Below are 21,911 nucleotides of genomic sequence, written 5' to 3'. Positions count from 1 at the left end.
CGTTGCGCCGGGGGCAGGGGTGGAGCTAGCATGGCCCACCGGGTCCGCGCGTCCGGCCCCGGCGGGCGCCGGGAACACCGCCGCCGGAAGGCGCGGGCAGGGGCGAAGCTGCAGGGAAACGAGATGCCGACGGGGGAGGACAGTCCGCCGGCGCTCCCGATGTTCGGGCGCGAGGGCGAGATCGGTGGCGCCGAGGCCGACCAGGCCTGGATCGCGGTGATCCAGAAAATGGACGAGGCCTATGCCGAGCTGATCAGCCAGCAGGTGGAGCTGGAGGCCAAGAACGCGGCGCTGGAGGAGGCCCAGGGCTTCATCGCCGGCCTGCTCGGGGCCATGACCGACGTGCTGATCGCCTGCGACCTGTCCGGGCGGGTGGAGCAGGTGAACCGCGCCGCCGAGCGCGCCTTCGGCCAGCGTGCCGAGGCGCTGCTCGAGCGCCCGCTCGCCGAGCTGCTCGACGCGGCCTCGCCCACCAGCGCCGCCGATGTGCTCGCCACCATGGCCAGCCGCGCCCGCATGGCCGATCGCGAGTTCTTCCTCGCCACCCCGGACGGGCCGCAGCCGGTGGCGGTGAACGGGGCGCTGCGGTTCGATCCGCGCGGGCGGGCGGTGGGGGTGGTGCTGGTGGGGCGGCCCATCGGCGAGCTGAAGCAGGCCTATTCCGACCTCGCCAGCGCCCACGAGCATTTGAAGCGCACCCAGCAGCAGCTCGTCCATGCCGAGAAGATGGCCTCCCTCGGCCGGCTGGTGGCGGGGGTGGCGCACGAACTGAACAACCCCATCTCGTTCGTCTATGGCAATGCCCATGCCCTGAAACGCTATGTTGACCGGCTGATGGGCTATCTCGACGCCGTCCATGCCGGCGACGCCGGGACCGCCGCCAAGGCCCGCGCCGCGCTGCGCGTGGACCGGGCGCTGGCCGACATTCCTTCCGCCTTCGCCGGCATGCTGGAGGGGGCCGAGCGGGTGCGCGACATCGTCGCCGACCTGCGCCGCTTCTCCTCCGACCGGCGCGAGGCGCGCGCGCCGGTCGATCTCGCCGCCGTGGTGCGCTCGGCCCTGGACTGGGTGGCCAAGTCGCAGATGCCGGACCTTGAGACCCGGGTGGACCTGCCGGATGACTTCTCCACCATCGGCCATCCCGGCCATATCCACCAGGTGGTGATGAACCTGGTCCAGAACGCCATCGACGCCATGGAGGGACGGCCCGTGCCGCGCCTCGACATCCACGGCAGCCGCACTGGCGACGCGCTGGTGCTGGAGGTGCGCGACCGCGGCCCGGGGCTCTCGCCGGAGGCCTTGGGGCGGGTGTTCGATCCCTTCTTCACCACCAAGCCGGTGGGCAAGGGTACCGGGCTCGGCCTCTCCATCTGCTATCGCATCGTCGAGGAGCACGAGGGCCGCCTCACGGTGGAGAACGCGGCCGGCGGCGGCGCGGTGGCCACCCTCGCCTTGCCGACGGCGCCGGGACGGCGCATGGAGGGGGAACGATGACCGGCGCGCCCTTCACCCTTCTCTGGCTGCAATCGGGCGGCTGCGGCGGCTGCACCATGTCGCTGCTGTGCGCCGAGGCCCCGGACCTCGCCGCCACCCTGGACAGCGCCGGCATCCGCATCCTCTGGCATCCGACCCTGTCCGAGGAGACCGGGGCCGAGGCGGTGGCCCTGTTCGAGCGCATCCTGGCCGGCGAGATCGCGCTCGACGCCCTGTGCGTGGAAGGGGCGCTGCTGCGCGGGCCCAACGGCACCGGGCGCTTCCACATCCTCGCCGGCACCGGCCTGCCGACCCTCGACTGGGCGCGCCGGCTCGCCGCCGTGGCGCGGCATGTGGTGGCGGTGGGCACCTGCGCCGCCTATGGTGGGGTCACCGCCGCCGGGGTCAATCCGGCGGACGCCTGCGGCCTGCAGTATGACGGCCGCCAGAAGGGCGGCGCGCTGGGGGCGGCGTTCCGCGCCCGCGGCGGGCTGCCGGTCATCAACGTGGCGGGCTGCCCGACCCATCCCAACTGGGTCACCGAGACCTTGATGCTGCTGTCGGCCGGCCTGCTCGCCGCCGAGGATCTCGACAGCTACGGCCGGCCGCGTTTCTATGCCGATCATCTGGTGCACCACGGCTGTCCGCGCAACGAATATTATGAATACAAGGCGAGCGCCGAGAAGATGAGCGATCTCGGCTGCATGATGGAGCACCTGGGCTGCCTGGGCACCCAGGCCCACGCGGATTGCAACACCCGCCTGTGGAATGGCGAAGGCTCCTGCACGCGCGGCGGCTATGCCTGCATCAACTGCACCGCGCCGGAATTCGAGGAGCCGGGCCATGCCTTCCTGGACACGCCCAAGATCGGCGGCATTCCGGTGGGCCTGCCCACCGACATGCCCAAGGCCTGGTTCATCGCTTTGTCGTCCCTGGCCAAGGCGGCGACGCCCGAGCGCCTGCGCCGCAACGCCACCGCCGATCATGTGCTGACGCCCCCCGCGGTGCGGGACATCAAAAAGCGATGAGCGACACTGCGACCCGCCTCATCGTCGGTCCCTTCAACCGGGTGGAAGGCGACCTGGAAGTGCGCCTGGATGTGGCCGACGGCGCGGTGCGCGCGGCGCAGGTGTCGTCGCCGCTGTTCCGGGGCTTCGAGCGCATCCTCGAAGGCCGCGACCCGGGCGACGCCCTGGTGATCGCCCCGCGCATCTGCGGCATCTGCTCGGTGTCGCAATCCCACGCGGCGGCGCTGGCGCTGGCGGCGCTGTCGGGCCTCTCGCCCACCGCCAACGGGCGCATCGCCGCCAATCTCATGGTCGCCACCGAGAACGTCGCCGACCACCTGACCCATTTCCACGTCTTCTTCATGCCGGACTTCGCCCGCCCCATCTATGGCGCACGCCCGTGGTTCGCGCGCGCCGAGCGGCGCTTCAAGGCGGCGCGGGGCGAAAGCGTGAGCCGGGCGCTGGCCACCCGCGCCACCTTGCTGCACGTGATGGGCCTGCTCGCCGGTCGCTGGCCGCACACCCTGGCGCTCCAGCCCGGCGGAGTGAGCCGCAGCGCCGACCCCCGCGACCAGATGCGGTTGCTCGCCACCTTGTCGGCGGTGCGTACGGCGCTGGAGACCCACCTGTTCGCCGGTCCGCTCGACGAGGTGGCGGGGCTCGCCGGCGTCGCCGAGCTGGAGGCCTGGGCGCGCGGGCGCGACGGCGACCTGTCGTTGTTCCTCGCCATCGCCGCTGACCTGGAGCTCGACCGCCTCGGCCGCGCCCATGACCGCTTCCTGTCCTATGGCGCCTATCCGCAGGCCGAGGGCCGGCTCTACCCCGCCGGCATCTTCGCCGGCGGGCGCCCGGGGCCGCTGGACCCCGAGGCCATCACCGAGGACCACAGCTTCGCCCGCATGGAGGGGCGGGAGGCGCCGCACCCGCCGTTCGAGGGCTCCACCTTTCCCGACGCGGCGGACGAGGCCGGCTACACGTGGTGCAAGGCGCCCCGTCTCGCCGGCCTGTCGTTCGAGACCGGGGCGCTGGCGCGCCAGGTCGTGGCAGGCCATCCGCTGGCGCGCGACCTGGTGGCGCGCGAGGGCGCCAGCGTGCGGGCGCGGGTCGTGGGCCGGCTGCTGGAGATCGCGCGCACCCTCATCGCCATGGCCGGCTGGGTGCGCGAGCTGGCGCCGACCGCGCCCTGGTGCGCACAGGGGGCGCTTCCGCCATCCGGCCGCGCCTTCGGCCTCACCGAGGCGGCGCGCGGGGCGCTCGGCCATTGGCTGGTGGTGGAGAAGGGGCGCATTGCCCGCTACCAGATCATCGCTCCCACCACCTGGAACTTCTCGCCGCGCGACGCCGCGGGCCAGCCGGGGCCGCTGGAGACGGCGCTGGTGGGCGCGCCAGTGCGCCCAGGGGAGACGACGCCGGTGAGCGTTCAGCACATCGTGCGGGCGTTCGACCCCTGCATGGTGTGCACGGTGCACTGAGGCCATGGGCGAGGCGGGGGATCGGGAGCAAGAACACGCGGAGGAGATCACCGTCTCCGGCATCGTCCAGGGGGTCGGGTTCCGGCCGTTCGTCTATCGCCTGGCGCGGCGCCTGGCGTTGCGCGGGACGGTGTGCAACCAGGGCGACCGGGTGGTGATCCGCGTCGCCGGCCTGGCGGCGGGGCTCGACGCCTTCGCCCGCGATCTGGTGGCCGAGGCGCCGCCCCTGGCGCGCATCGACCACGTGACGTGCGTCGCCGCCCCCGCGCCGGAGGGGGCGGGCTTCCGCATCGTCGAAAGCGGTCCCGGCGCCGTGTCGGTGGGGGTGGCGCCGGATGTCGCCACCTGTCCCGCCTGTCGCGCCGAGGTGGCCGATCCTGCCGCCCGGCGGTTCCGCTACGCCTTCACCAACTGCACCGATTGCGGGCCGCGCTTCTCCATCGTCGCCGGCCTGCCCTACGACCGGCCGGCCACGACCATGGCCGGCTTCGCCATGTGTTCCGCGTGCGCGGCGGAATATGGGGACCCCGCCGACCGCCGCTTCCATGCCCAGCCCATCGCCTGCCCGGCGTGCGGGCCGCGCCTGTGGCTGGAGCCGGCGGGCAGCCCGGGGCCCGCCGCCGGCGCGGAGGATGAAGACCCGATCCGCGCCGCTGCCGCGCTGCTGCGCGCGGGCGGCATCGTCGCGGTGAAGGGCATCGGCGGCTTCCACATCGCCTGCGACGCCACCGATGCCGCCGCCGTCGCCGAACTGCGCCGGCGCAAGCTGCGGCCCACCAAGCCGCTGGCGGTGATGATGGACCTCGCTGGCGCCGGGCGCCTGTTCGCGATCGGGCCGGAGCAGGCGCGGGCGCTGGAGTCGCCGGCTGCGCCCATCGTGCTGCTCGACCTGCCGGACCGTGCGGCGCTGGCGCCTGGCATCGCGCCCGGCCAGGCTCAGGTGGGGGTCATGCTGCCCTACACGCCCTTGCACCAGCTGGTGATCGCGGCGGTGGGGCGGCCGCTGGTGATGACCTCGGGCAACCGCTCCGGCGCGCCGCAGGTGATCGACAACGCCGCCGCGCGCGTTGCGCTTGCGGGGATCGTCGATGCCTTCCTGATGCACGACCGGCCCATCGCCCGCCGGCTCGACGACGGGGTGGTGCGCGTGGCCGCCGGGCGGGCGCGGGTGCTGCGGCGGGGCCGGGGGCAGGCCCCCATGCCCATGGCGCTGCCGCCGGATTTCGCCGCCGCGCCGCCGGTGCTGGCGCTGGGCGGGGAGCTGAAGAGCGCCATTTGCCTCACCCAAGGGGGCAAGGCGCTGGTGTCGCATCACCTTGGCGACCTGGACGAGCCGGGCAGCATCGATGCGTTCGATGCCGCCATCGCCGATTACGCGGCCCTGTTCGCCCATGTGCCGGCGGTGATCGCGGTGGACCTCCACCCGGGCTACCACGCCACGGCGCGCGGGCTTGCGCTCGCCGGTGCGCGAGACCTGCCGGTGGTGCGGGTGCAGCACCACCATGCCCACATGGCCGCGGCCATGGCCGAGGCCGGCTGGCGGCGCGGCGACGGGCCGGTGGTGGGCGTGGTGCTGGACGGCATCGGCCTTGGTGCGGACGGCACGGTGTGGGGTGGCGAGATCCTGGTGGGCGATTATGCCGCCGCCCGGCGGGTCGGGCGGCTCTCGCCCATTCCGCTGGCCGGCGGCGACGCGGCGAGCCGCGAGCCCTGGCGGGTGTTGCTGGCCCATCTCGACCGGGCGCTGGGCCGGGCGGCGGTGGATGGCGATCCGGCGCTCGCGGAGCTGTTCGCCGGCCGGCCGGTGGCCACGCTGCGGGCCATGATCGACCGGGGCCTGAACGCACCCTCGGCCAGTTCCGCCGGCCGCCTGTTCGATGCGGCGGCGGCGCTGCTGGGGCTGGCGCCGGAGCGACTTAGCCACGAGGGCGAGGCGGCCATGGCGCTGGAGGCCTGCGCCATGCCGGCCGCGCCCTATCCCTTCGGCCTCACTGAGACCGGCGGGCTGCTGGAGATCGACCCCGGGGCCATGTGGCGCCAGATGGTGGCCGACCGCGCCGCCGGCCGACCGCGCGGCGCGGTGGCGGGAGCCTTCCACGCCGGCCTGGCCCAGGCCTTCGCCGATGGCGCCGCCCGGGTGGCGCTGAGCCATGGCTGCGGGGCGGTGGCGCTGTCCGGCGGCGTGTTCCAGAACGCGCGGCTGCTCGATGACATGACGCGGCGGCTGGCCGGTCACGGGCTGGGGGCGCTCGTTCCTGCCGCGGTGCCGGCCAATGACGGCGGCCTCGCGCTCGGGCAGGCCGTGGTCGCCGCCGCCCGGCATCTGGAGGGCGCCGGCGGGTGAGGGCGGGCCGTTGCCGTGTCGTCGTGGTGCCGATTTTAACGGCAGCCGCCGCGGCGCGGAAGGCACGCCCGTGTCCCGCCGTGGACGGCGGAGGGCCGCGGTCGGCCGGCGCGGCATGCGGGCTCCCGGACGCGCGATGTTGCATTCGGGACATAGATCTCCTGAGCGCCAGGGACACGCGAACCCCACATTCCGGACATGAGGCTGGAGTGAGCGCCTTGCCCGCGTCGTTCGGTCGTGGTGTGGCGCTGGGCAGGACGCGCGGGATGATCCGCGGCGCGCCGGTGTGTCTTACGGCTGGCTTCCGTTCATTTGGTCATCCATGGTTTTCGACTTTCGTTGTGGTGGGATTTCCGGTCCTGAATGCCAGTCATTTTTTAAATGATCCGACTAAATATATTGATTTATAAAGAATAATATATAGCGATATTCCCCTAGGTGAGAGGCGACATTGTGTCTCTGCTGTCGCCTTCACTGCCCTTGACGTGATCGCTGGCGGCGAGGTCGCCATCAACTGGCTTGAAAATTGCGAAGTGTCGAGGCGGCGCCACCCGGGCCGGGATGAAGCCATGCCAGGCATAGGTTGCCGTCGCCGCACGGAGGAGGGCGGGAGTGACAGGTCGGTCGAGAGATTTCCATGCACTTTGTATGCAATTGACTGGGCGCCCTGGGAGCTTTCGAATGTATGCAATTAAATATCGTCTGGAGCCGATGTGTTTTGGTGTGGCGAATTGAAGCTGCGAGGGGTCTTCAGGCCCGGGATAACTTCATGTGTCTACCCCGGAGGTGGGCTTGAGGGTTCGGGGGATGTGCGTTATTCGCATTTTCCGGGCAGTCCATCCTTATCGTGTCTGCGGTCGCCCGGCCGCGGCGTGCGTTCGCCTCGTGTGCCGGCGCCGCGCGTCTTGGATGACTTCGGTTCGGTTTCATTTCGTAAGCTTGCGATCTTCGTTTCAGTGAGCCGGTCGTGTCGTTCCGGGCGCGGGTTGAAAGGTGCGTCACGCGGGGTGTCCGGTTTCAGGGGAGCGAGGCGCCTGTCTGGCGCGAGCGCCGCCATGGCATCGTGCGTCATGACGTATTGTTGATGGGTTCCGGCCATGCAGTTGGATTTTTGACCTGGAAAATCTGGAAGCAGTCAGTCGTTTGTGTCCATGAGGAATGGATTCAGGTGGGGAGTTGAAATGTCGTCCGATCTCAATATGCGTGACAGGCTTAATTTTAACCTGATCGATGGTGAGACGACCGCCCTGCTGAGGGAGTCCAAGGCGGAGGTCCTGGACATATTGGACAAGGTTCTGGACCGTTTCTACGAGCACGTCGCCCGGGTGCCCGAGACGCTGCGCTTTTTCGGCGACAGCGAGCACATGGCGCGCGCCAAGCGCATGCAGCTCAAGCATTGGGGCGTGATCCTCGACGCGCGTTTCGACGAGGAGTACGAGGCCTCCGTCACGCGCATCGGCGAGATGCACAACACGCTGGGCCTGGACCCCCACTGGTACATCGGCGGCTACAGCTTCCTCATCAGCCACCTGGTGGCCGCCGTCGGCGAGGAGTCCTTCGGCGCCTTGTTCGGCCGCCGCAAGGCCGAGCAGGCGGTGAAGCTGCAGATGGCGGTGGTGCGCGTGGCGATCCTCGACATGGACCTTGCCATCCACGTCTACCTCCAGGCGGGACGGCGGGACCGGCGGGCCACGCTCGACCGGCTGGCGCAATCGTTCGAGGCCTCCGTGGGCTCGGTGGTCGCGCTGGTGTCGTCCTCGGTCGCCGACCTGCACGCCACCGCCAGCGGCATGACCAATTTCGCCGAGGAAACCACCGTGCAGTCCCGGTCGGTGGCGGCGGCGTCGGAGCAGGCCTCCAGCAATGTCGCGACCGTGGCGGCGGCCACCGAGGAACTGTCGGCGTCGGTGCGGGAGATCAGCCGCCAGGTGGCGCAATCGGCCGACATCACGGCGCGCGCGGTGGTGGACGCGGGGCAGGCGAGCGACCGGGTGAAGACCCTGTCCGAGGCCACCGACCGGATCGGCAGCATCATCGGCCTCATCAGCCAGATCGCCGGCAAGACCAACCTCCTGGCGCTGAACGCCACCATCGAGGCGGCCCATGCCGGGGCGGCGGGCAAGGGGTTCGCGGTGGTCGCCGACGAGGTGAAGCAGCTGGCCGAGCAGACCGGCAAGGCCACCGCCGAGATCCGATCGCAGATCGAGACGATCCAAGTGGATACCGAGGAGACGCTGGTCACCATCGAGGGCATCTCCGGCACCATCGGCTCCATCAACGCGGTAGCCAATTCCATCGCTGCCGCGGTGCAGGAGCAGGAGAACGCGACCCGCGAGATCGCCCGCAACATCCACGACGCCTCGCAGGGCACCACCGAGGTGTCGTCCAGCATCTACCGCGTGACCAAGGCGATGACGGATTCCAGCACCGCGGCGACCAGCGTCTTCACCGCGGCGTCGGATCTCGCCCGGCAGCTGGACGCGCTGAACGACGAGGTGAGGAAATTCCTCACGGACATCAAGGCGGCGTGATCCCGGATCAGCCAGCGCAGCCCAGGCGAGGGGGTGAGGGCGGCGGGCCTCGCCTGGCCGCAGTGTGTGTCCGTCGTCGCTGCGGGCGTCGCGGCGGCCCGCGCGGTCGACCTCCGACCATCGGGGCAATTGCAAGCGGCAGGCGTCGCCGGTATGAGGCTGGCTTTAAACGTGTATTTTCATACCGCCTTATGCGGAAGATATCATAATGTTTTCAAGTTATTGAAGGCGCGGACAGGTCATATGGACGGTGCCGCCGCCACATTGGGACGCCGGCAGTTTCTGAAGGTCATGGCCGGTGGCGCCGCGGGGATTTCGGGCACGGCATTGGGCTTTGCGCCAACTGCCGCCCAGGCGGAGGTGTTCCGCCTGCCGTCGTCCTGCTGCGCCGAGGAGAACGGCGCCATCGTCAATTCCGGCCGCCGGATGCAGTGGCACTATGCCGGCCAGGAGCCGTCGTTCGAGGCGCGTCACGACGGCCGCATCCTCCGCAGCATCATGATGGAGCTGCGGCGCCTCTATGGGGCGGAAGGCGGCGCCTGCCCCGAGCAACTGCTGCGCATGACCTGGGACGAGCATACCTGTCACGATCCCTACGATTTGCATGCGGAGGAGGTCGCCAACGAGGCCAACGGCACAGCGCGGTCACCCACAACCCCACCGCGCGCATCTTCCAGAGCGACCGCGAGCGCATGGGCAACCGCCACGACTTTCCCTATGTGGCCACGACCTATGCGGTGACCGAGCTGTTCCGCCACTGGACCAAGCATGGGCACCTCGATGCCATGCCGCAGCCGGAGCAGTTCATCCAGATTGGCGAGAAACTGGCCGTGGCCAAGGGCATCGGCCCCGGCGACACGGTCAACGTGACCACCAAGCACGGCTTCATCACCGCCAAGACGGCGGTGACCAAGCGCCTGCGCACGTTGAAGGTGGCCGGGCAGGAGGTCGGCCAGATCGGCATTCCCTGCCACTGGGGCTTCGAAGCGACGGCCCGCAGGGGCCACCTCGCCAACACCCTCTCCCGGGGGGTGGACGACCCCAACTCGCAGACGCCTGAGTTCAAGGCGTTTCCGGTGAAGGTCGAGAAGCTCGACGCGGCGCAGTCATGAACACCCGGAACATCGTCCGCCGCTCCGCCACCTCCGATCGGCTGCCGGCGCCGCAGGTGCACGGCCACCAGGCCGAGGTGTCGAAGCTGATCGACGTCACCACCTGCATCGGCTGCGGCTATTGCCTGGCTGTCCGCCCGTCCAATGTGCCGCGCATCTCCACGGGGGACAACACGGCCGACACGTGCACCCTGTGTTCGGACCGGGTGGGGGTGCAAGGAGCCGGCGTGCGTGAAGACCTGCCCCACCGGCGCCATCGCCTTCGGGCCCAGGGAGGCCATGACGATGCTGGCCGATACCCGCGTGAGCGCGCTGAAGGAGCGCGGCGACGGGAACGCCGGTCTTGACGATCCGCAGGGGCGTGGGCGGCACCCATGTTGGGCGGCACCCATGTGATGTATGCGCTGCACCACACGGATACGTCCGAACCCTATGCCGGCCTGCCCTGGGATCCGCGGATCGGCCCGGTGGTGCGCGGCTGGACGGAATGGCTGAAGCCGGTGGCGGTGGTGGCCACCCTGGCGGCGGTGGCGGGCATGATCACCCCCTTCATCCGCGTCGGCCCCACTGTGGTGGAGGATGACGACGGTCGGGGCGGCGATGCCGGCCACCCGAAGGCCCCCCCGGCGGATGTGGTCAGCCACCCCTGCCGCAAGGCCTCGTGAGGCGCGGGAGAGCAGCCATGTCCAAGACCGGAGACAGATCCTGCGCACCACGTTCGCCGAGCGGCTCTGCCACTGGTTCCTGGTGATCTGCTTCTTCTTCACCGCGCTGTCGGGCCTGTCCTGGTTTGCCCGTCGCTGAGCCGGTTCAAGGGCCTGCTGGGCACGCCCCAGCTCGCCCGCATCCTGTCTCCCATCCTCGGCATCGTGGTGTTCTTGGTGCTGTGCTTCATGTTCGCGCGCTTCTACCGCCACAATCTGTTCATGCGCACCGACCTCATCTGGTTCCGCCGCATCACGGAGGGGGTGCTGGACCGGCATGGCGAGCGGATGCGGATCGACAAGTCTGCGCATCGACAAGTCTGCGGATCGGCAAGTCTGCGCAGAGGCAAGTATAATGCCGGCCAGAAGGTGCTGTTCCGGCTCATCATAGCGTCCATCAGCGTGCTGCTGGCGTCGGGTCTCACCATGTGGCGGGCCTATTCGCGCCTTCTTCCCGATTCCCGTGGCGCGGCTCTCCATCCTCGTCCACGCCTTGCTCGGCAGGGGCTGATCCTCGGCCACCCCTATCTGACGATCTGGGGGCGCGGGTCCATCATCGGCATGGCCACGGGCCATGTCTCCCCGGCCTGGGCGCGCCAGCATCACGACCGCTGGTACGAGGAGCTGAAGGCCAGGGAGCGTCCGGCGCCGCTGGGCAGGCTGCGGGCATGATCCCCTCGGCCTTCGCCATCGACGTGGCCGCGTTCGATCGCAACGCGGTCGGCGCGCCGCATGTCGACCCGGTGCTGCCGCCGCGTCCGGCGGAGCTCTATGCCCGTCGCGCCGCCCGCCTCCGGGTGCTGGCGCGGGGGCATGAGAGTGCCGATCACCTGGGCTTCGCCGCCGACGTGGCCGAGGCGATGGCGGCGCAGGTGGCCGACGGCGCCGCCTTACCGTCCCGCGACGGGCGCATCGACCGGCTGGAACTGGCCCGCTCCGGCGCCTGGATACCGATCCTCGATGGCCTGCTCTCCCGCCTCGCGGGCGTGGCGCCGCCGCCGGCTGCGGCTCAGCGCGGATCGACGCCGTCGCGGATGGCGCGGAAGCGCGGATAGACCTCGGGGAAGGCATCGAGCCGCGAGATGCCGACCATGCGCATGTGACCGGTCTGGCCGAAGCGGATCCACTGCACCACCTTCACCGGTTCCCCGGTCTTGGCGTCCACCGCCTGGGCCATCACCTCGAAGCCCGGAATCTGGGCGATGCGCAGCGGCTCGGCCCGCTCCAGCCGCATGTCCTTGAGACCGGCGAGGGTGGACAGGGCCCTGAGAGCGAACTGGCGCCGCTCGTCCTCACGCGGGGCGCCATGGGCCACGGAGACCACGAAGTAAGGCTGCTCCACGCCCTCGATCACGTTCTTGGGGCCGTCCGTGAGCATCACCGTGGAGCCGCCGAAGGTGCGCACCACGCGGAAGCCGGCGAGGTCGGTCACCGTGAAGGGCAAGGCCGCGACCTGCGCCTCGGGCGAGCGGAAGGCGAGGGTGGCCAGAGCGGCGCGCACCTCGGCGTCGGGGAGGGCGGCGGCATCGGTTTCCGCCACCTGAACCGTGACCAAAGCGGTGGCGACATCGGTGCCGGCGAGCAGGATCCACTTGCGCACGCGGAACGGCCCGGCGCTCTGGGTGCCGGTGACCAGGTAGGCCTTGGCGTCGGGCAGGGCGAAGGGGCCGCGCTGCTCCACGCTCACGCCCTTGGCCGCCAGCGCGGCGTCGGTGAAGCCGGCCTCGAGCTGGGGATAGGCCTCCGCCGGCATGTCCACGATCAGGATGGAGGCGTTGCGGGCGCGATCCTCGAAGCCGGAGAAGGTGGTGCTTTCCACCAGCCCTGGCGGCGGCGCCAGCCCCACCACCGATCCGCGCGGGAAGATCGCCTCGCCGGCGTGGCCGGCGGCGGACATGAGCAGCGTCAGGACCATGAGACCGAGGGCAGCGAGCCCGTTCAATCCACGGCGCGGCAGGCCACGAGGCATCGAGCTGGCTCCCCTTGGGCGCATCGCGCGCGACGAATCGTCCGCCGCGAACGCCGGCGCAAGGTGCCACGAATGTCATGGCGTCGTCACCCGCCGCAATGTCAGGTTGAAGCGCCCGCCTTCCGCGAGCAGGCGCGAGGAGCCGCCGAGGATGCGGTCGATCCCGTGGAAGGCGAGCCGGCTCGGGCCGGACAGCACGAACACGTCGCCGGACGCGAGGCGGATGGACCGGGTGGGCCCGGCGCGGGTGTCGCCGCCGAGCCGGAACAGGGCGCTGTCGCCCAGGGAGATCGACACCACCGGCGCGGTGAGGTCGGCTTCGTCCCGGTCCTGGTGCAGGCTCATGCGGGCATCGGGCGCGTAATAATTGATGAGGCAGGCCTCGGCCGGAACGCCGGTGCCGCCGAAGCGGGCGTAGGCGGCCTGGAGGCGGGCCGGCAGCGGCGGCCAGGGCGCTCGGGTGTCCGGGTGAAAGGCCTGGTAGCGATAACCCGCGCTGTCGGAGACCCAGCCCAGCGGCCCGCAATTGCTCATGCGCACGGAAAAGGCCTTGCCGGAACGCGGCATGGTGGGCGTGAACAGCGGCGCTTCGGCCAGCACCGCGCGGATATCGGCCAGCAGTTCCGCCTGTTCCCGCCCGTCCATGGCGCCAGGATACCAGAGCGCGCCGGGAGCGAGGGCGATGGGGGGTGTATTTGTGTCGCTCAGGTTGTCCTGACCTTGGGTGTTGTGGTGTGATGCCGGCCCTGCGGTTGAGACCAGCGGCACGCACACGGGGCTTGGAACCATGTCGGAAGCGCAGCGCGCCGAACCCTCCAAAGATAGTCCGGACCACAGGTCTCCGTCAGAGCGGGACAGGAGGATTCTCGCCTACCTTGCGGCGATCACCGCCCTCCTGGCGGCGGTGGCCGGGGTGCTGCAATGGATCGTGCCGCTGCTGGGCGGCGGAGCCCCGCCGCCGGCGCCACAATTCAACATCACCAACACCGTCACCGTTCCCGGTGTCGTCGCGGTCTCCCCGGGCGCAATACCGATGGCGGAGGCACCACCGGCCCCGGCCTCCGCCTCGGTGGCCGCGCCGGTCGCTGGGCCTGCCGTCGTCCCCGACGCGTCCGCTCGGCGGCCGCCGCTGCCTTCCGAGCGCACGCGCAACGTGGCGGTGGGGCAGGCCTTTCCCTTGTGCGGGGTGGAAGCGTTTGAGCTGACGCCGTGGCGGCCCATGGCCGGCCGGCCGCGCCAGGCCACCTTGCGCGCGCCCGCGCCGGTTCCGGGCCGTCCGGGCAGCGGCGTTTTTGAGCAGGTGCTCACCCTCGGCGTCGCTCAGGAGCTCTGGCCGGGGTGCCAGGTGACGCTGACGGTGGTGGGGGACGAGGGTCCGGTCGCGGCGATATCCCTGCGCGAACGATTCTCCGGTCATTCGGGGCAATAGGTGGGGCTGAACATGGGAAAGACGACACGGGCGATCCTCTGGGGAGTCGTGGTGGCGGGCGGGCTATGCCTCGCGCTGGAGGCGCGGGCCGGCTGCGCTTTCGCGCGCATCGACAATGTGCAGGTGAAGGCGCTGCTGGATCAGGTGAAGGACCCCAGGGTTCCTGAGCTCGACCGCGGCTTTGCCCTGGAGACCGTCATCTGCGACGACCGCCCCCAGGTGCGCGAGCAGGCGATGAAGGAGGCCTTGGCGGCGGCGGACAGCCCGATGCTGCGCTCGATCATCCTGGCGCAGATCCTCTACCAGGCCAAGACCCTCCGGCTGGAGCTGCAGGAGACGCCGCAGCTCGCTGAACGCGCGCGGCAATACGTGCGCGAAAACCAGGGGGTCCTGGCGCTCTCCACCGGGCTGTCGTTCCCCGTCGAAGGCTGCGTCAATCTTTCCACGAACTCAGAATGCGGCAGCGATCACAGGATCCGCATCCAGGGCACAAAGATCGACCTGAAGATTGGCAACGCTTCCGACGGGGTGCTGGAACTGAAAGACGGCGGCGTGCTGGTCGGTTATTTCCGGCCATCGTCCGGCGCCGGCCTCATCCCGGCGCGCATCAACCTGTTCTGAGGCGGTGCGCGGACGCTTGCGCGTTGCCGGGCGGGGCGGTCCGTGCGAGATGGGCGCTGGCGCGGATCGATCGCGGTTCCGTCGCCGCACCAGGAGGACGCCCATGGCCCAGCACGGCAAATTCTACTGGAACGAGCTGCTTACCGACGATGTGGAGAAGGCCAAGGCCTTCTATGGCGCCACCCTCGGCTGGACCTTCGCGGAGATGCCGTCCGAGGGCGGCGGCCCCGCCTATTTCGTCGCCCATCTCGGCGACGAGCCGGTGGCCGGCCTGATGGACAAGACCGACCTGCTGCCGCCGGAGGTGCCGCCCCACTGGTTTCCCTATCTCAACGTGGATGACCTGGAGGCCCGGCTGAAGCTGCTGGAAGCCAATGGCGGCCACGTGATTCGCCCGCCGTTCGAGGTGCCCGGCATCGGCCGTATCGCCATCGTCACCGATGCCACCGGCGCCCCCCTGGGCTGGATGACGGCCGACGAGGGGTGACGAGGCGTGGCGCCGGCGTCTCGGCCATGGCGGGCCGGGCGCTGGCGCCCGGCTCAGGCCGCGGCGAGGTCGGCGGAGCGCGCCCGGCGCACGCCGGCGGCGTTCATCTGCGCCCAGGCCCGCTCCAGTGAGCCGTTGACGTCGATGGCGCGGCAGGCATCCTCCACCACATAGGTGGTGAAGCCGTGCCGGGCCGCGTCCACCGCCGACCAGGCGACGCAGAAATCGGTGGCGAGGCCCAGCAGATAGACGGTGTCGATCCCCCGCTCCCGCAGGTATCCGGTCAGGCCGGTGGGGGTGGCGCGGTCGGCCTCGTAGAAGGTGGAATAGCTGTCGATGCCGCGGTGGTGGCCCTTGCGGATGATGAGCTGGGCGTGGGGGATCTCCAGCCGCGTGGCGAAGCGGGCGCCGATGCTGTCCTGGACACAGTGGTCCGGCCACAGCACCTGCTCGCCGTAGGGCAGGCAGATGGTGTCGTAGGGGGCCTTGCCGGGGTGGTTGGAGGCGAACGAGACGTGGTCCGCCGGGTGCCAGTCCTGGGTCAGGACGACGTTGCGGAAGCGTGTGGCCAGGTGGTTGGCCTCGGGCACCACCTCGTGCCCGCCGGGCACGGCCAGCGCCCCGCCCGGCAGGAAGTCCACCTGGAGATCCACGGCGACGAGCACGCTGCGCTCGCCGCCGCCGCCGGGGGGGCCGCCTGCGGCGGCGGCATGGCGAGTGGCGGGCATGGGGGCATCCTCGCGGGGACGTGAAAAAGGGCCGCTAGCCAGGTAGCACGCCTTGCGGCGCCAAATCACCCCCCCTATATCCGCCTCGATCGTCGTTTTCGCGACGAACCCCAATTTCAAGCGAAGGGGGCCGGCGGATCGGCTGCGGGAGGGGCCCGCGGCCTGTCCCAGGCGGGCGCCGCAAGGGCCCGGCCGGTCTGCCGGCAAGGAGAGACTATATGGCCAAGATCATCGGTATCGACCTCGGCACCACCAATTCGTGCGTTGCGGTGATGGAGGGCTCGGCCCCGAAAGTCATCGAGAATGCCGAGGGCGCGCGGACCACTCCGTCCATCGTCGCCTTCACGGAGGATGGCGAGCGCCTCGTTGGCCAGCCGGCCAAGCGCCAGGGCGTGACCAATCCGGAGCGCACCTTCTTCGCGGTGAAGCGCCTCATCGGCCGCCGCTTCGATGATCCCACCGTCGCCAAGGACAAGGGGCTGGTGCCCTACCACATCGTGCGCGCCGACAATGGCGACGCCTGGGTGGAGTCCGACGGCAAGAAGTATTCGCCCTCGCAGATTTCCGCCTTCATCCTGCAGAAGATGAAGGAAACCGCCGAGTCGTACCTGGGCGAGAAGGTGGAAAAGGCCGTCATCACGGTTCCCGCCTACTTCAACGACGCCCAGCGCCAGGCCACCAAGGACGCCGGCAAGATTGCCGGCCTTGAGGTGCTGCGCATCATCAACGAGCCCACCGCGGCGGCGCTCGCCTATGGCCTCGACAAGAAGTCGGCCGGCACCATCGCGGTCTATGACCTCGGCGGCGGCACCTTCGACGTGTCGGTGCTGGAGATCGGCGACGGCGTGTTCGAGGTGAAGTCCACCAACGGCGACACCTTCCTCGGCGGCGAAGACTTCGACATGCGCCTGGTGAACTACTTGGCCGACGAGTTCAAGAAGGAGCAGGGCATCGACCTGCGCAACGACAAGCTGGCCCTCCAGCGGCTGAAGGAAGCCGCCGAGAAGGCCAAGATCGAGCTGTCGTCGGCGACCCAGACCGAGATCAACCTGCCCTTCATCACCGCAGATGCCACCGGGCCGAAGCACCTGACCTTGAAGCTGACCCGCGCCAAGTTCGAGGCGCTGGTGGAAGACCTGATCCAGCGCACCATCGAGCCCTGCAAGCTCGCCCTCAAGGATGCCGGGCTGACCGCTGGGCAGATCGACGAGGTGGTGCTGGTGGGCGGCATGACGCGCATGCCGAAGGTCCAGGAAGTGGTGAAGCAGTTCTTCGGCAAGGAGCCCCACAAGGGCGTCAACCCGGATGAGGTGGTCGCCATCGGCGCCGCCATCCAGGCCGGCGTGCTCCAGGGCGACGTGAAGGACGTGCTGCTGCTCGACGTGACCCCGCTGTCGCTGGGCATCGAGACGCTGGGCGGCGTGTTCACCCGCCTCATCGACCGCAACACCACCATCCCCACCAAGAAGAGCCAGGTGTTCTCTACGGCGGAAGATGGACAGACCGCGGTCACCATCCGCGTGTTCCAGGGCGAGCGCGAGATGGCGGCGGACAACAAGATCCTCGGCCAGTTCGACCTCGTCGGTATTCCGCCGGCGCCGCGCGGCGTGCCGCAGGTGGAGGTGACCTTCGACATCGATGCCAACGGCATCGTGCAGGTTTCCGCCAAGGACAAGGGCACCGGCAAGGAGCAGCAGATCCGCATTCAGGCCTCGGGTGGCCTGAATGATGCGGACATCGAGAAGATGGTGAAGGACGCCGAGGCCCACGCGGCCGAGGACAAGAAGCGCAAGGCCCTGGCGGAAGCCAAGAACCACGGCGAGGCGCTGGTCCACTCCACCGAGAAGGCGCTCTCCGAGCACGGCTCCAAGGTGGGCGCCACCGAGAAGACCGCCATCGAGACCGCCATCGCCGACCTGAAGGGCGTGCTCGGCGGCGAGGATGTGGAGGCCATCGAGGCCAAGACCCAGGCCCTGGCCCAGGTGTCGCTCAAGCTGGGCGAGGCCATGTACGCGGCCCAGACCGGCGAGGGCGAGGCCGGGGCCTCCAAGGCCCAGGACGATGTGGTGGACGCCGAGTTCACCGAAGTCGACGACGACAAGAAGAAGTCGGCCTGACGATGTGGCGGCGGGCGTTGGCGCCCGCCGATCCCCTGGAACGCCGCCGGCCCCTGGCAGGCGGCGCGTGGCATTTCAACCGCTGCGCCCGGCTTTCGCCGGGCCGTGGCGACCGATGACCGATCAAGGATGAACCCGCCGGCTCCCGGGCTCGCCGATGGCGATTCCCCGGGCGTCAAGGTTCCAAGCTGGCGTCCGGCTTCGGCCCGGAGCCGCCGGAGGGACCTTGCGCCGGAGCGGGGGACAAGGCCGATTGCGGCGGGTGAAGAGCGAGCATGGCCAAGCGCGATTTTTATGAGACCCTCGGGTGCGACCGCGGCGCCGACGAGACGGTGCTGAAGGCCTCCTACCGCAAGCTCGCCATGAAATGGCACCCGGACCGCAACCAGGGCGATCCGGAAGCGGAGGTCCGCTTCAAGGAAGTCAGCGAGGCCTATGAGATTCTGAAGGACCCGCAGAAGCGCGCGGCCTACGACCGCTTCGGCCATGCCGCCTTCGAGAATGGCGGCGGCGCCGGCCCGGGCTTCGGCAACGATTTCGCCTCTTCCTTCGCCGATATCTTCGACGATCTGTTCGGCGGCACCATGGGCCGCGGGCGTGGCGGCGGCGGCGGCGGGCAGACCCGCGGGCGCGGCGCGGACCTGCGCTACAACATGGAAATCACGCTGGAAGAGGCCTATTCCGGCAAGACCGCGCAGATCAAGATTCCCTCGTCCGTCACCTGCGAGGCCTGCAACGGCAGTGGCGCCAAGGCCGGCACCGCGCCCAAGCCCTGCCGCACCTGCGGCGGCGCGGGCAAGATTCGCCATGCCCAGGGCTTCTTCACCCTGGAGCGCACCTGCCCGAGCTGCCAGGGGCGCGGCTCGGTGATCGAGGACCCGTGCGGGGCCTGCGGTGGCGCCGGCCGGGTCACGCGCGAGCGGACGCTTTCGGTGCAGATTCCCCCCGGCGTCGAGGACGGCACCCGCATTCGCCTGGGCGGCGAGGGCGAAGCGGGCGTGCGCGGCGGGCCGGCGGGCGACCTCTACATCTTCCTGTCGCTGGAACCCCACGCCTTCTTCCAACGGGAGGGGGCGGACCTTTATTGCCGGGTGCCCATTTCCATGGTCACCGCCGCGCTCGGCGGGCAGGTGGAAGTGCCCACCATCGGCGGCGAGAAGACCAAGGTGAAGATCCCCGAGGGCACCCAGTCGCAGAAGCGCTTCCGCCTGACGGGGGAGGGCATGCCGATCCTGCGCACCCGCAACCATGGCGACATGTACGTGCAGGTGGTGGTCGAGACGCCGCAGAAGCTCACCAAGCGGCAGCGCGAGCTGCTGGCCGAGTTCGACAAGGAATGCTCGGGCGAGACCCATCCCGAATCCACCGGCTTCTTCTCCAAGGTGAAGGAGTTTTTCCAGGGCGCCCCAGGCGAGGGCGCCTGAGGCGGTGGTTGGGCTCAGGCCTGGCGCGCCGCTCGCTGCGCCGCGTCCATGCAGCGGGCGATGCCCTGGGCGTAGGGGGTCTTGGCGAGGGGGCCGATGACGGCGGCGAGGGCGCTGTCGTCGAAGATGACCGGGTCGGTCATCAGATAGTGCATCTCCACCGTTTCCCGCAGCACCGGATCGAACAGGCCGGCCAGTCGCAGCAGCAGCCGGTTCGCCACCAGCAGGCGGGGATTACGGCGCACCAGCATGAAGGCCTGTTCCGCCACCTCGCGCACCGTGATGGTGCCGGCGCCGCCCAGGTTGAATGCGGGTCCGAACGCGTCCGGCCGCTCCAGCAGCTTCAGCACGGTCGGTCCCACGTCCGGCACGAAGACGAACTCATGCGGGGTGTCGATGGGGCCGATCACCTTGGCCCGCCGTCCGGTCGCGGCGGCGGCGAAGATGTCGGCGAGGTAGCTGCGGCTGATCCCCGGCCCGTAGAAATCCGGCAGGCGCAGGATCGAGGTGGCGATCCGGCCGCTGGCGCCGGCCTCCATCACCAGGTCCTCCTGCTCCTTGCGCATGCGGCCCTTGAAGGTGTGGGGCGTGCGTGGGTGGCTTTCGCTCACCCGTGGCGTATGTGGCCGGCCGAACGGATAGGCGGTGCCGATCAGCAGCAGGCGCCGCACGCCCTCGGCCTGCGCGGCCTCCAGCGTGGTTCGCATCAAGCGCGGGTGCAGATGGAAGGCGTCATAGGGCACGCCCACCATGTAGACGAGGGTGTCGATGCCACGCACAGCGGCGCGCACGCTGGCGAGGTCGCCGGGGTCCCAGGTGCGCCTTGCCGGTCCCGGCGCGGCGCCGGCGGCGCGGCTGACCACGGCGAACGGCTGGCCGGCGGCGGTGAGGGCCGCGCCGATGCTGGCGCCGACGGGACCGGTGCCGCCGAGCAGGGCGATGCGCGGAGACGGGGAGGATGTTGCGGAAAGGGCGCCTTGCGGGGCGGGGACATTGATCATAGAGAAGATCCTGAACATCGTTCACTGAACGTTGTTCATAAACTAAACGATGTTCATGTCAACCGGGCGAGGAGGCATCGTGGCCGCGCCGAGTTCTGATCCCCGCGCCCGCCGCAAGGAGGATGCGCGGGCCCGCATCCTCCTTGCGGCGCGCGATATCGTTCTCCATGAGGGATTCGCGGCGCTTACCATGCGGCGCATCGCCGGCGCGGCGGGTTATTCGCCGGCGGCGCTCTATCTGCATTTCGAGAGCCGCGAAGCCATCGCCCGCGAACTGGGCGGGGCTGGCATGCGTTCCCTTCATGCCCACCTGTCCCGCGCGGCGCGGGAGGCTGATCCGCTGCGCCGGCTGTCGGCACTGGGCGCGGCTTATGTGGCGTTTGCCCGCGCGGAGCCGGAAACCTACCGGCTGATTTTCATGGAACCGGGCTTCGCGGCCAGCGCCCTGGGTGGCGAGGACGAGGCCGGTGCCGCCGCCTTTGCCCTGCTGGCGCGTGTGTTCGCCGATCTCGACGCCGCCGGCCGGCTGCGCGCGGGCGCGGACCCCGCCGCCCTCGCGGTCACCTTCTGGGTGCTGCTGCACGGCCTCGTCAGTCTCAAGATGACCTGCTCCGCCTTTCTCGCGGCGCCGGAGGAAGACGTGCTGGCCACCGCCCTCGACTCGCTCCTGCATGGGGTGCTGCGGGCGGACGAGCAACCTTGACCATCGCCCCTTTCCCGTCTAATCGCCTGACATCCTTGACGATGGCCGGGCGCCCGAGGTGCCGCTGATGTTACATTCCCGAGAGCCGCGCAAATCTGCCCACAAGCCGGGCTTGCACGACGAAGTTCGCTTCCTGCAGTCGTGGTTCCGGAACCCGCTGAAGACGGGCGCGGTCTCCCCGTCCAGCCCCGGCCTCGCCAAGATGATGGCGAGCTATCTCGATCCGCGGTCCGACGGCCCGGTGATCGAGCTCGGGCCGGGCACCGGGCCGGTGACCAAGGCGCTGCTGGCGCGCGGCTTCGCGCCCGAGCGGCTCTTCCTCATCGAGTACAATCCGGAATTCTGCGCCCTGCTGCGCCTGCGTTATCCTGGCGTCACCGTCATCCAGGGCGATGCCTATGCCATGCGCAAGACCCTCGGCGACCGGCTGCCCGGCAAGGCGGTGGGCACCATCTCGTCGTTGCCGCTGTTCACCATGCCGCAGGGTGAGCGCCACCGCATGGTGAACGAGGCGTTCGACCTGTCGGTCTCCGATGCCCCGTTCGTGCAGTTCACTTATGCTGTGGTCACGCCGGTGCCCCTGGTGCCCGGCAAGATCGAGGGCAAGGTGTCCCCCCGCGTGTGGATGAACCTGCCGCCGGCGCGGGTGTGGGTCTACCACCGGCCCTGACGCCGCCCGGGCGGTCGGGCCGCCGCGCTTGCCTGCCGCCAATGCGGCGGCTAGGCCTCCGGGGGCATTCTCCCGCCAGGAGCGGGTGGCGTGTCGTGGCGAGGCCGTTCACGGGTCCG

The 21,911-nt window shown here is 70.0% G+C and carries 24 protein-coding genes; 20 read left to right on the top strand and 4 right to left on the bottom strand.

Translation table 11 applies throughout. The features are described 5' to 3' along the window. Positions 1–123: 123 nt before the first annotated feature. The 13 genes from V5F53_RS14410 to fdhE all read left to right on the top strand — a co-directional run bounded on the left by V5F53_RS14410 (position 124) and on the right by fdhE (position 11,698). The gene (locus tag V5F53_RS14410) at positions 124–1,494 is read left to right on the top strand and encodes a sensor histidine kinase (protein WP_393995168.1); all 1,371 of its coding nucleotides are present in this window, start codon (positions 124–126) and stop codon (positions 1,492–1,494) included. Further along, on the top strand, positions 1,491–2,501 hold the full coding sequence (locus tag V5F53_RS14405) for an NADH-quinone oxidoreductase subunit B family protein (RefSeq protein ID WP_393995169.1): 1,011 nt from the start codon (positions 1,491–1,493) through the stop codon (positions 2,499–2,501). Before V5F53_RS14410 ends, V5F53_RS14405 begins: the two co-directional genes overlap by 4 nt. Further along, a complete protein-coding gene (locus V5F53_RS14400; protein WP_393995170.1) occupies positions 2,498–3,952 on the top strand; it encodes a nickel-dependent hydrogenase large subunit in 1,455 nt (484 codons plus the stop codon). Before V5F53_RS14405 ends, V5F53_RS14400 begins: the two co-directional genes overlap by 4 nt. A gap of 4 nt (positions 3,953–3,956) precedes the next feature. Beyond that, positions 3,957–6,296 carry a carbamoyltransferase HypF gene (hypF, locus tag V5F53_RS14395; protein ID WP_393995171.1) on the top strand — a complete coding sequence of 780 codons (2,340 nt, stop codon included), beginning with the start codon at positions 3,957–3,959 and terminating at the stop codon, positions 6,294–6,296. 209 nt (positions 6,297–6,505) lie between these two features. Then, complete coding sequence (locus V5F53_RS14390; protein WP_393995172.1) at positions 6,506–6,706, top strand: hypothetical protein; 201 nt, start codon at positions 6,506–6,508, stop codon at positions 6,704–6,706. A 789-nt stretch (positions 6,707–7,495) separates the two neighbouring features. After that, a complete protein-coding gene (locus V5F53_RS14385) occupies positions 7,496–8,827 on the top strand; it encodes a protoglobin domain-containing protein (protein WP_393995173.1) in 1,332 nt (443 codons plus the stop codon). Between the two features lie 243 nt (positions 8,828–9,070). Further along, complete coding sequence (locus tag V5F53_RS14380; RefSeq protein ID WP_393995174.1) at positions 9,071–9,568, top strand: hypothetical protein; 498 nt, start codon at positions 9,071–9,073, stop codon at positions 9,566–9,568. Beyond that, a complete protein-coding gene (locus V5F53_RS14375) occupies positions 9,520–9,939 on the top strand; it encodes a molybdopterin dinucleotide binding domain-containing protein (RefSeq protein ID WP_509212394.1) in 420 nt (139 codons plus the stop codon). The genes V5F53_RS14380 and V5F53_RS14375 overlap by 49 nt, the downstream gene beginning before the upstream one ends. After that, positions 9,936–10,286, top strand: coding sequence for a 4Fe-4S dicluster domain-containing protein (locus V5F53_RS14370; RefSeq protein WP_393995176.1), 351 nt, complete (start codon positions 9,936–9,938; stop codon positions 10,284–10,286). Before V5F53_RS14375 ends, V5F53_RS14370 begins: the two co-directional genes overlap by 4 nt. A 27-nt stretch (positions 10,287–10,313) precedes the next feature. Beyond that, positions 10,314–10,604, top strand: a complete 291-nt coding sequence (locus tag V5F53_RS14365) for a formate dehydrogenase N subunit beta transmembrane domain-containing protein (RefSeq protein WP_393995177.1) — start codon at positions 10,314–10,316, stop codon at positions 10,602–10,604. Next, on the top strand, positions 10,570–10,743 hold the full coding sequence (locus V5F53_RS14360) for a hypothetical protein (protein WP_509213020.1): 174 nt from the start codon (positions 10,570–10,572) through the stop codon (positions 10,741–10,743). The genes V5F53_RS14365 and V5F53_RS14360 overlap by 35 nt, the downstream gene beginning before the upstream one ends. A gap of 89 nt (positions 10,744–10,832) precedes the next feature. Next, positions 10,833–11,315, top strand: a complete 483-nt coding sequence (locus tag V5F53_RS14355) for a hypothetical protein (RefSeq protein WP_393995178.1) — start codon at positions 10,833–10,835, stop codon at positions 11,313–11,315. Then, positions 11,312–11,698: a formate dehydrogenase accessory protein FdhE domain-containing protein gene (gene fdhE, locus V5F53_RS14350; RefSeq protein ID WP_393995179.1), complete on the top strand. Its 387-nt coding sequence runs from the start codon at positions 11,312–11,314 to the stop codon at positions 11,696–11,698. Before V5F53_RS14355 ends, fdhE begins: the two co-directional genes overlap by 4 nt. Here the strand turns inward: fdhE and V5F53_RS14345 are convergent. Continuing rightward, on the bottom strand, positions 11,653–12,612 hold the full coding sequence (locus V5F53_RS14345; protein ID WP_393995180.1) for a hypothetical protein: 960 nt from the start codon (positions 12,610–12,612) through the stop codon (positions 11,653–11,655). The genes fdhE and V5F53_RS14345 overlap by 46 nt on opposite strands. A gap of 75 nt (positions 12,613–12,687) precedes the next feature. After that, positions 12,688–13,257: an alpha-ketoglutarate-dependent dioxygenase AlkB gene (locus V5F53_RS14340; protein WP_509213013.1), complete on the bottom strand. Its 570-nt coding sequence runs from the start codon at positions 13,255–13,257 to the stop codon at positions 12,688–12,690. A gap of 142 nt (positions 13,258–13,399) precedes the next feature. Between V5F53_RS14340 and V5F53_RS14335 the strand changes: the two genes are divergently transcribed. From V5F53_RS14335 to V5F53_RS14325, 3 genes are all read left to right on the top strand, one after another. Continuing rightward, a complete protein-coding gene (locus V5F53_RS14335; protein WP_393995182.1) occupies positions 13,400–14,041 on the top strand; it encodes a hypothetical protein in 642 nt (213 codons plus the stop codon). Between the two features lie 12 nt (positions 14,042–14,053). Further along, on the top strand, positions 14,054–14,662 hold the full coding sequence (locus V5F53_RS14330) for a hypothetical protein (RefSeq protein ID WP_393995183.1): 609 nt from the start codon (positions 14,054–14,056) through the stop codon (positions 14,660–14,662). 103 nt (positions 14,663–14,765) lie between these two features. Then, entirely contained in the window at positions 14,766–15,149 is a 384-nt protein-coding gene (locus V5F53_RS14325; RefSeq protein WP_393995184.1) for a VOC family protein, read from the top strand. Positions 15,150–15,202: 53 nt separating this feature from the next. On the opposite strand, the gene pncA is transcribed toward V5F53_RS14325, so the two are convergent. Next, on the bottom strand, positions 15,203–15,877 hold the full coding sequence (gene pncA / locus V5F53_RS14320) for a bifunctional nicotinamidase/pyrazinamidase (protein WP_393995185.1): 675 nt from the start codon (positions 15,875–15,877) through the stop codon (positions 15,203–15,205). A 218-nt stretch (positions 15,878–16,095) separates the two neighbouring features. Between pncA and dnaK the strand changes: the two genes are divergently transcribed. After that, positions 16,096–17,994: a molecular chaperone DnaK gene (gene dnaK, locus V5F53_RS14315; RefSeq protein ID WP_393995186.1), complete on the top strand. Its 1,899-nt coding sequence runs from the start codon at positions 16,096–16,098 to the stop codon at positions 17,992–17,994. A 275-nt stretch (positions 17,995–18,269) separates the two neighbouring features. Then, a complete protein-coding gene (dnaJ, locus tag V5F53_RS14310; protein WP_393995187.1) occupies positions 18,270–19,418 on the top strand; it encodes a molecular chaperone DnaJ in 1,149 nt (382 codons plus the stop codon). A 14-nt stretch (positions 19,419–19,432) separates the two neighbouring features. Here dnaJ and V5F53_RS14305 read toward each other — a convergent pair whose 3' ends face one another. Beyond that, positions 19,433–20,419 (bottom strand): NAD-dependent epimerase/dehydratase family protein, encoded by a 987-nt coding sequence (locus tag V5F53_RS14305; RefSeq protein WP_393995188.1) that lies wholly within the window; start codon positions 20,417–20,419, stop codon positions 19,433–19,435. Positions 20,420–20,498: 79 nt separating this feature from the next. Here V5F53_RS14305 and V5F53_RS14300 point away from each other — a divergent pair, with 79 nt between their 5' ends. Together V5F53_RS14300 and V5F53_RS14295 are read left to right on the top strand one after the other, a co-directional pair. After that, positions 20,499–21,122: a TetR/AcrR family transcriptional regulator gene (locus V5F53_RS14300; RefSeq protein WP_393995189.1), complete on the top strand. Its 624-nt coding sequence runs from the start codon at positions 20,499–20,501 to the stop codon at positions 21,120–21,122. 67 nt (positions 21,123–21,189) lie between these two features. Beyond that, positions 21,190–21,792, top strand: coding sequence for a class I SAM-dependent methyltransferase (locus V5F53_RS14295; protein ID WP_393995190.1), 603 nt, complete (start codon positions 21,190–21,192; stop codon positions 21,790–21,792). The last annotated feature ends 119 nt before the right edge of the window (positions 21,793–21,911 follow it).

This window comes from Xanthobacter cornucopiae (genome assembly GCF_043195065.2).
Taxonomy (GTDB): domain Bacteria; phylum Pseudomonadota; class Alphaproteobacteria; order Rhizobiales; family Xanthobacteraceae; genus Xanthobacter.
This window is presented reverse-complemented; position numbering and strand designations above follow the sequence as displayed.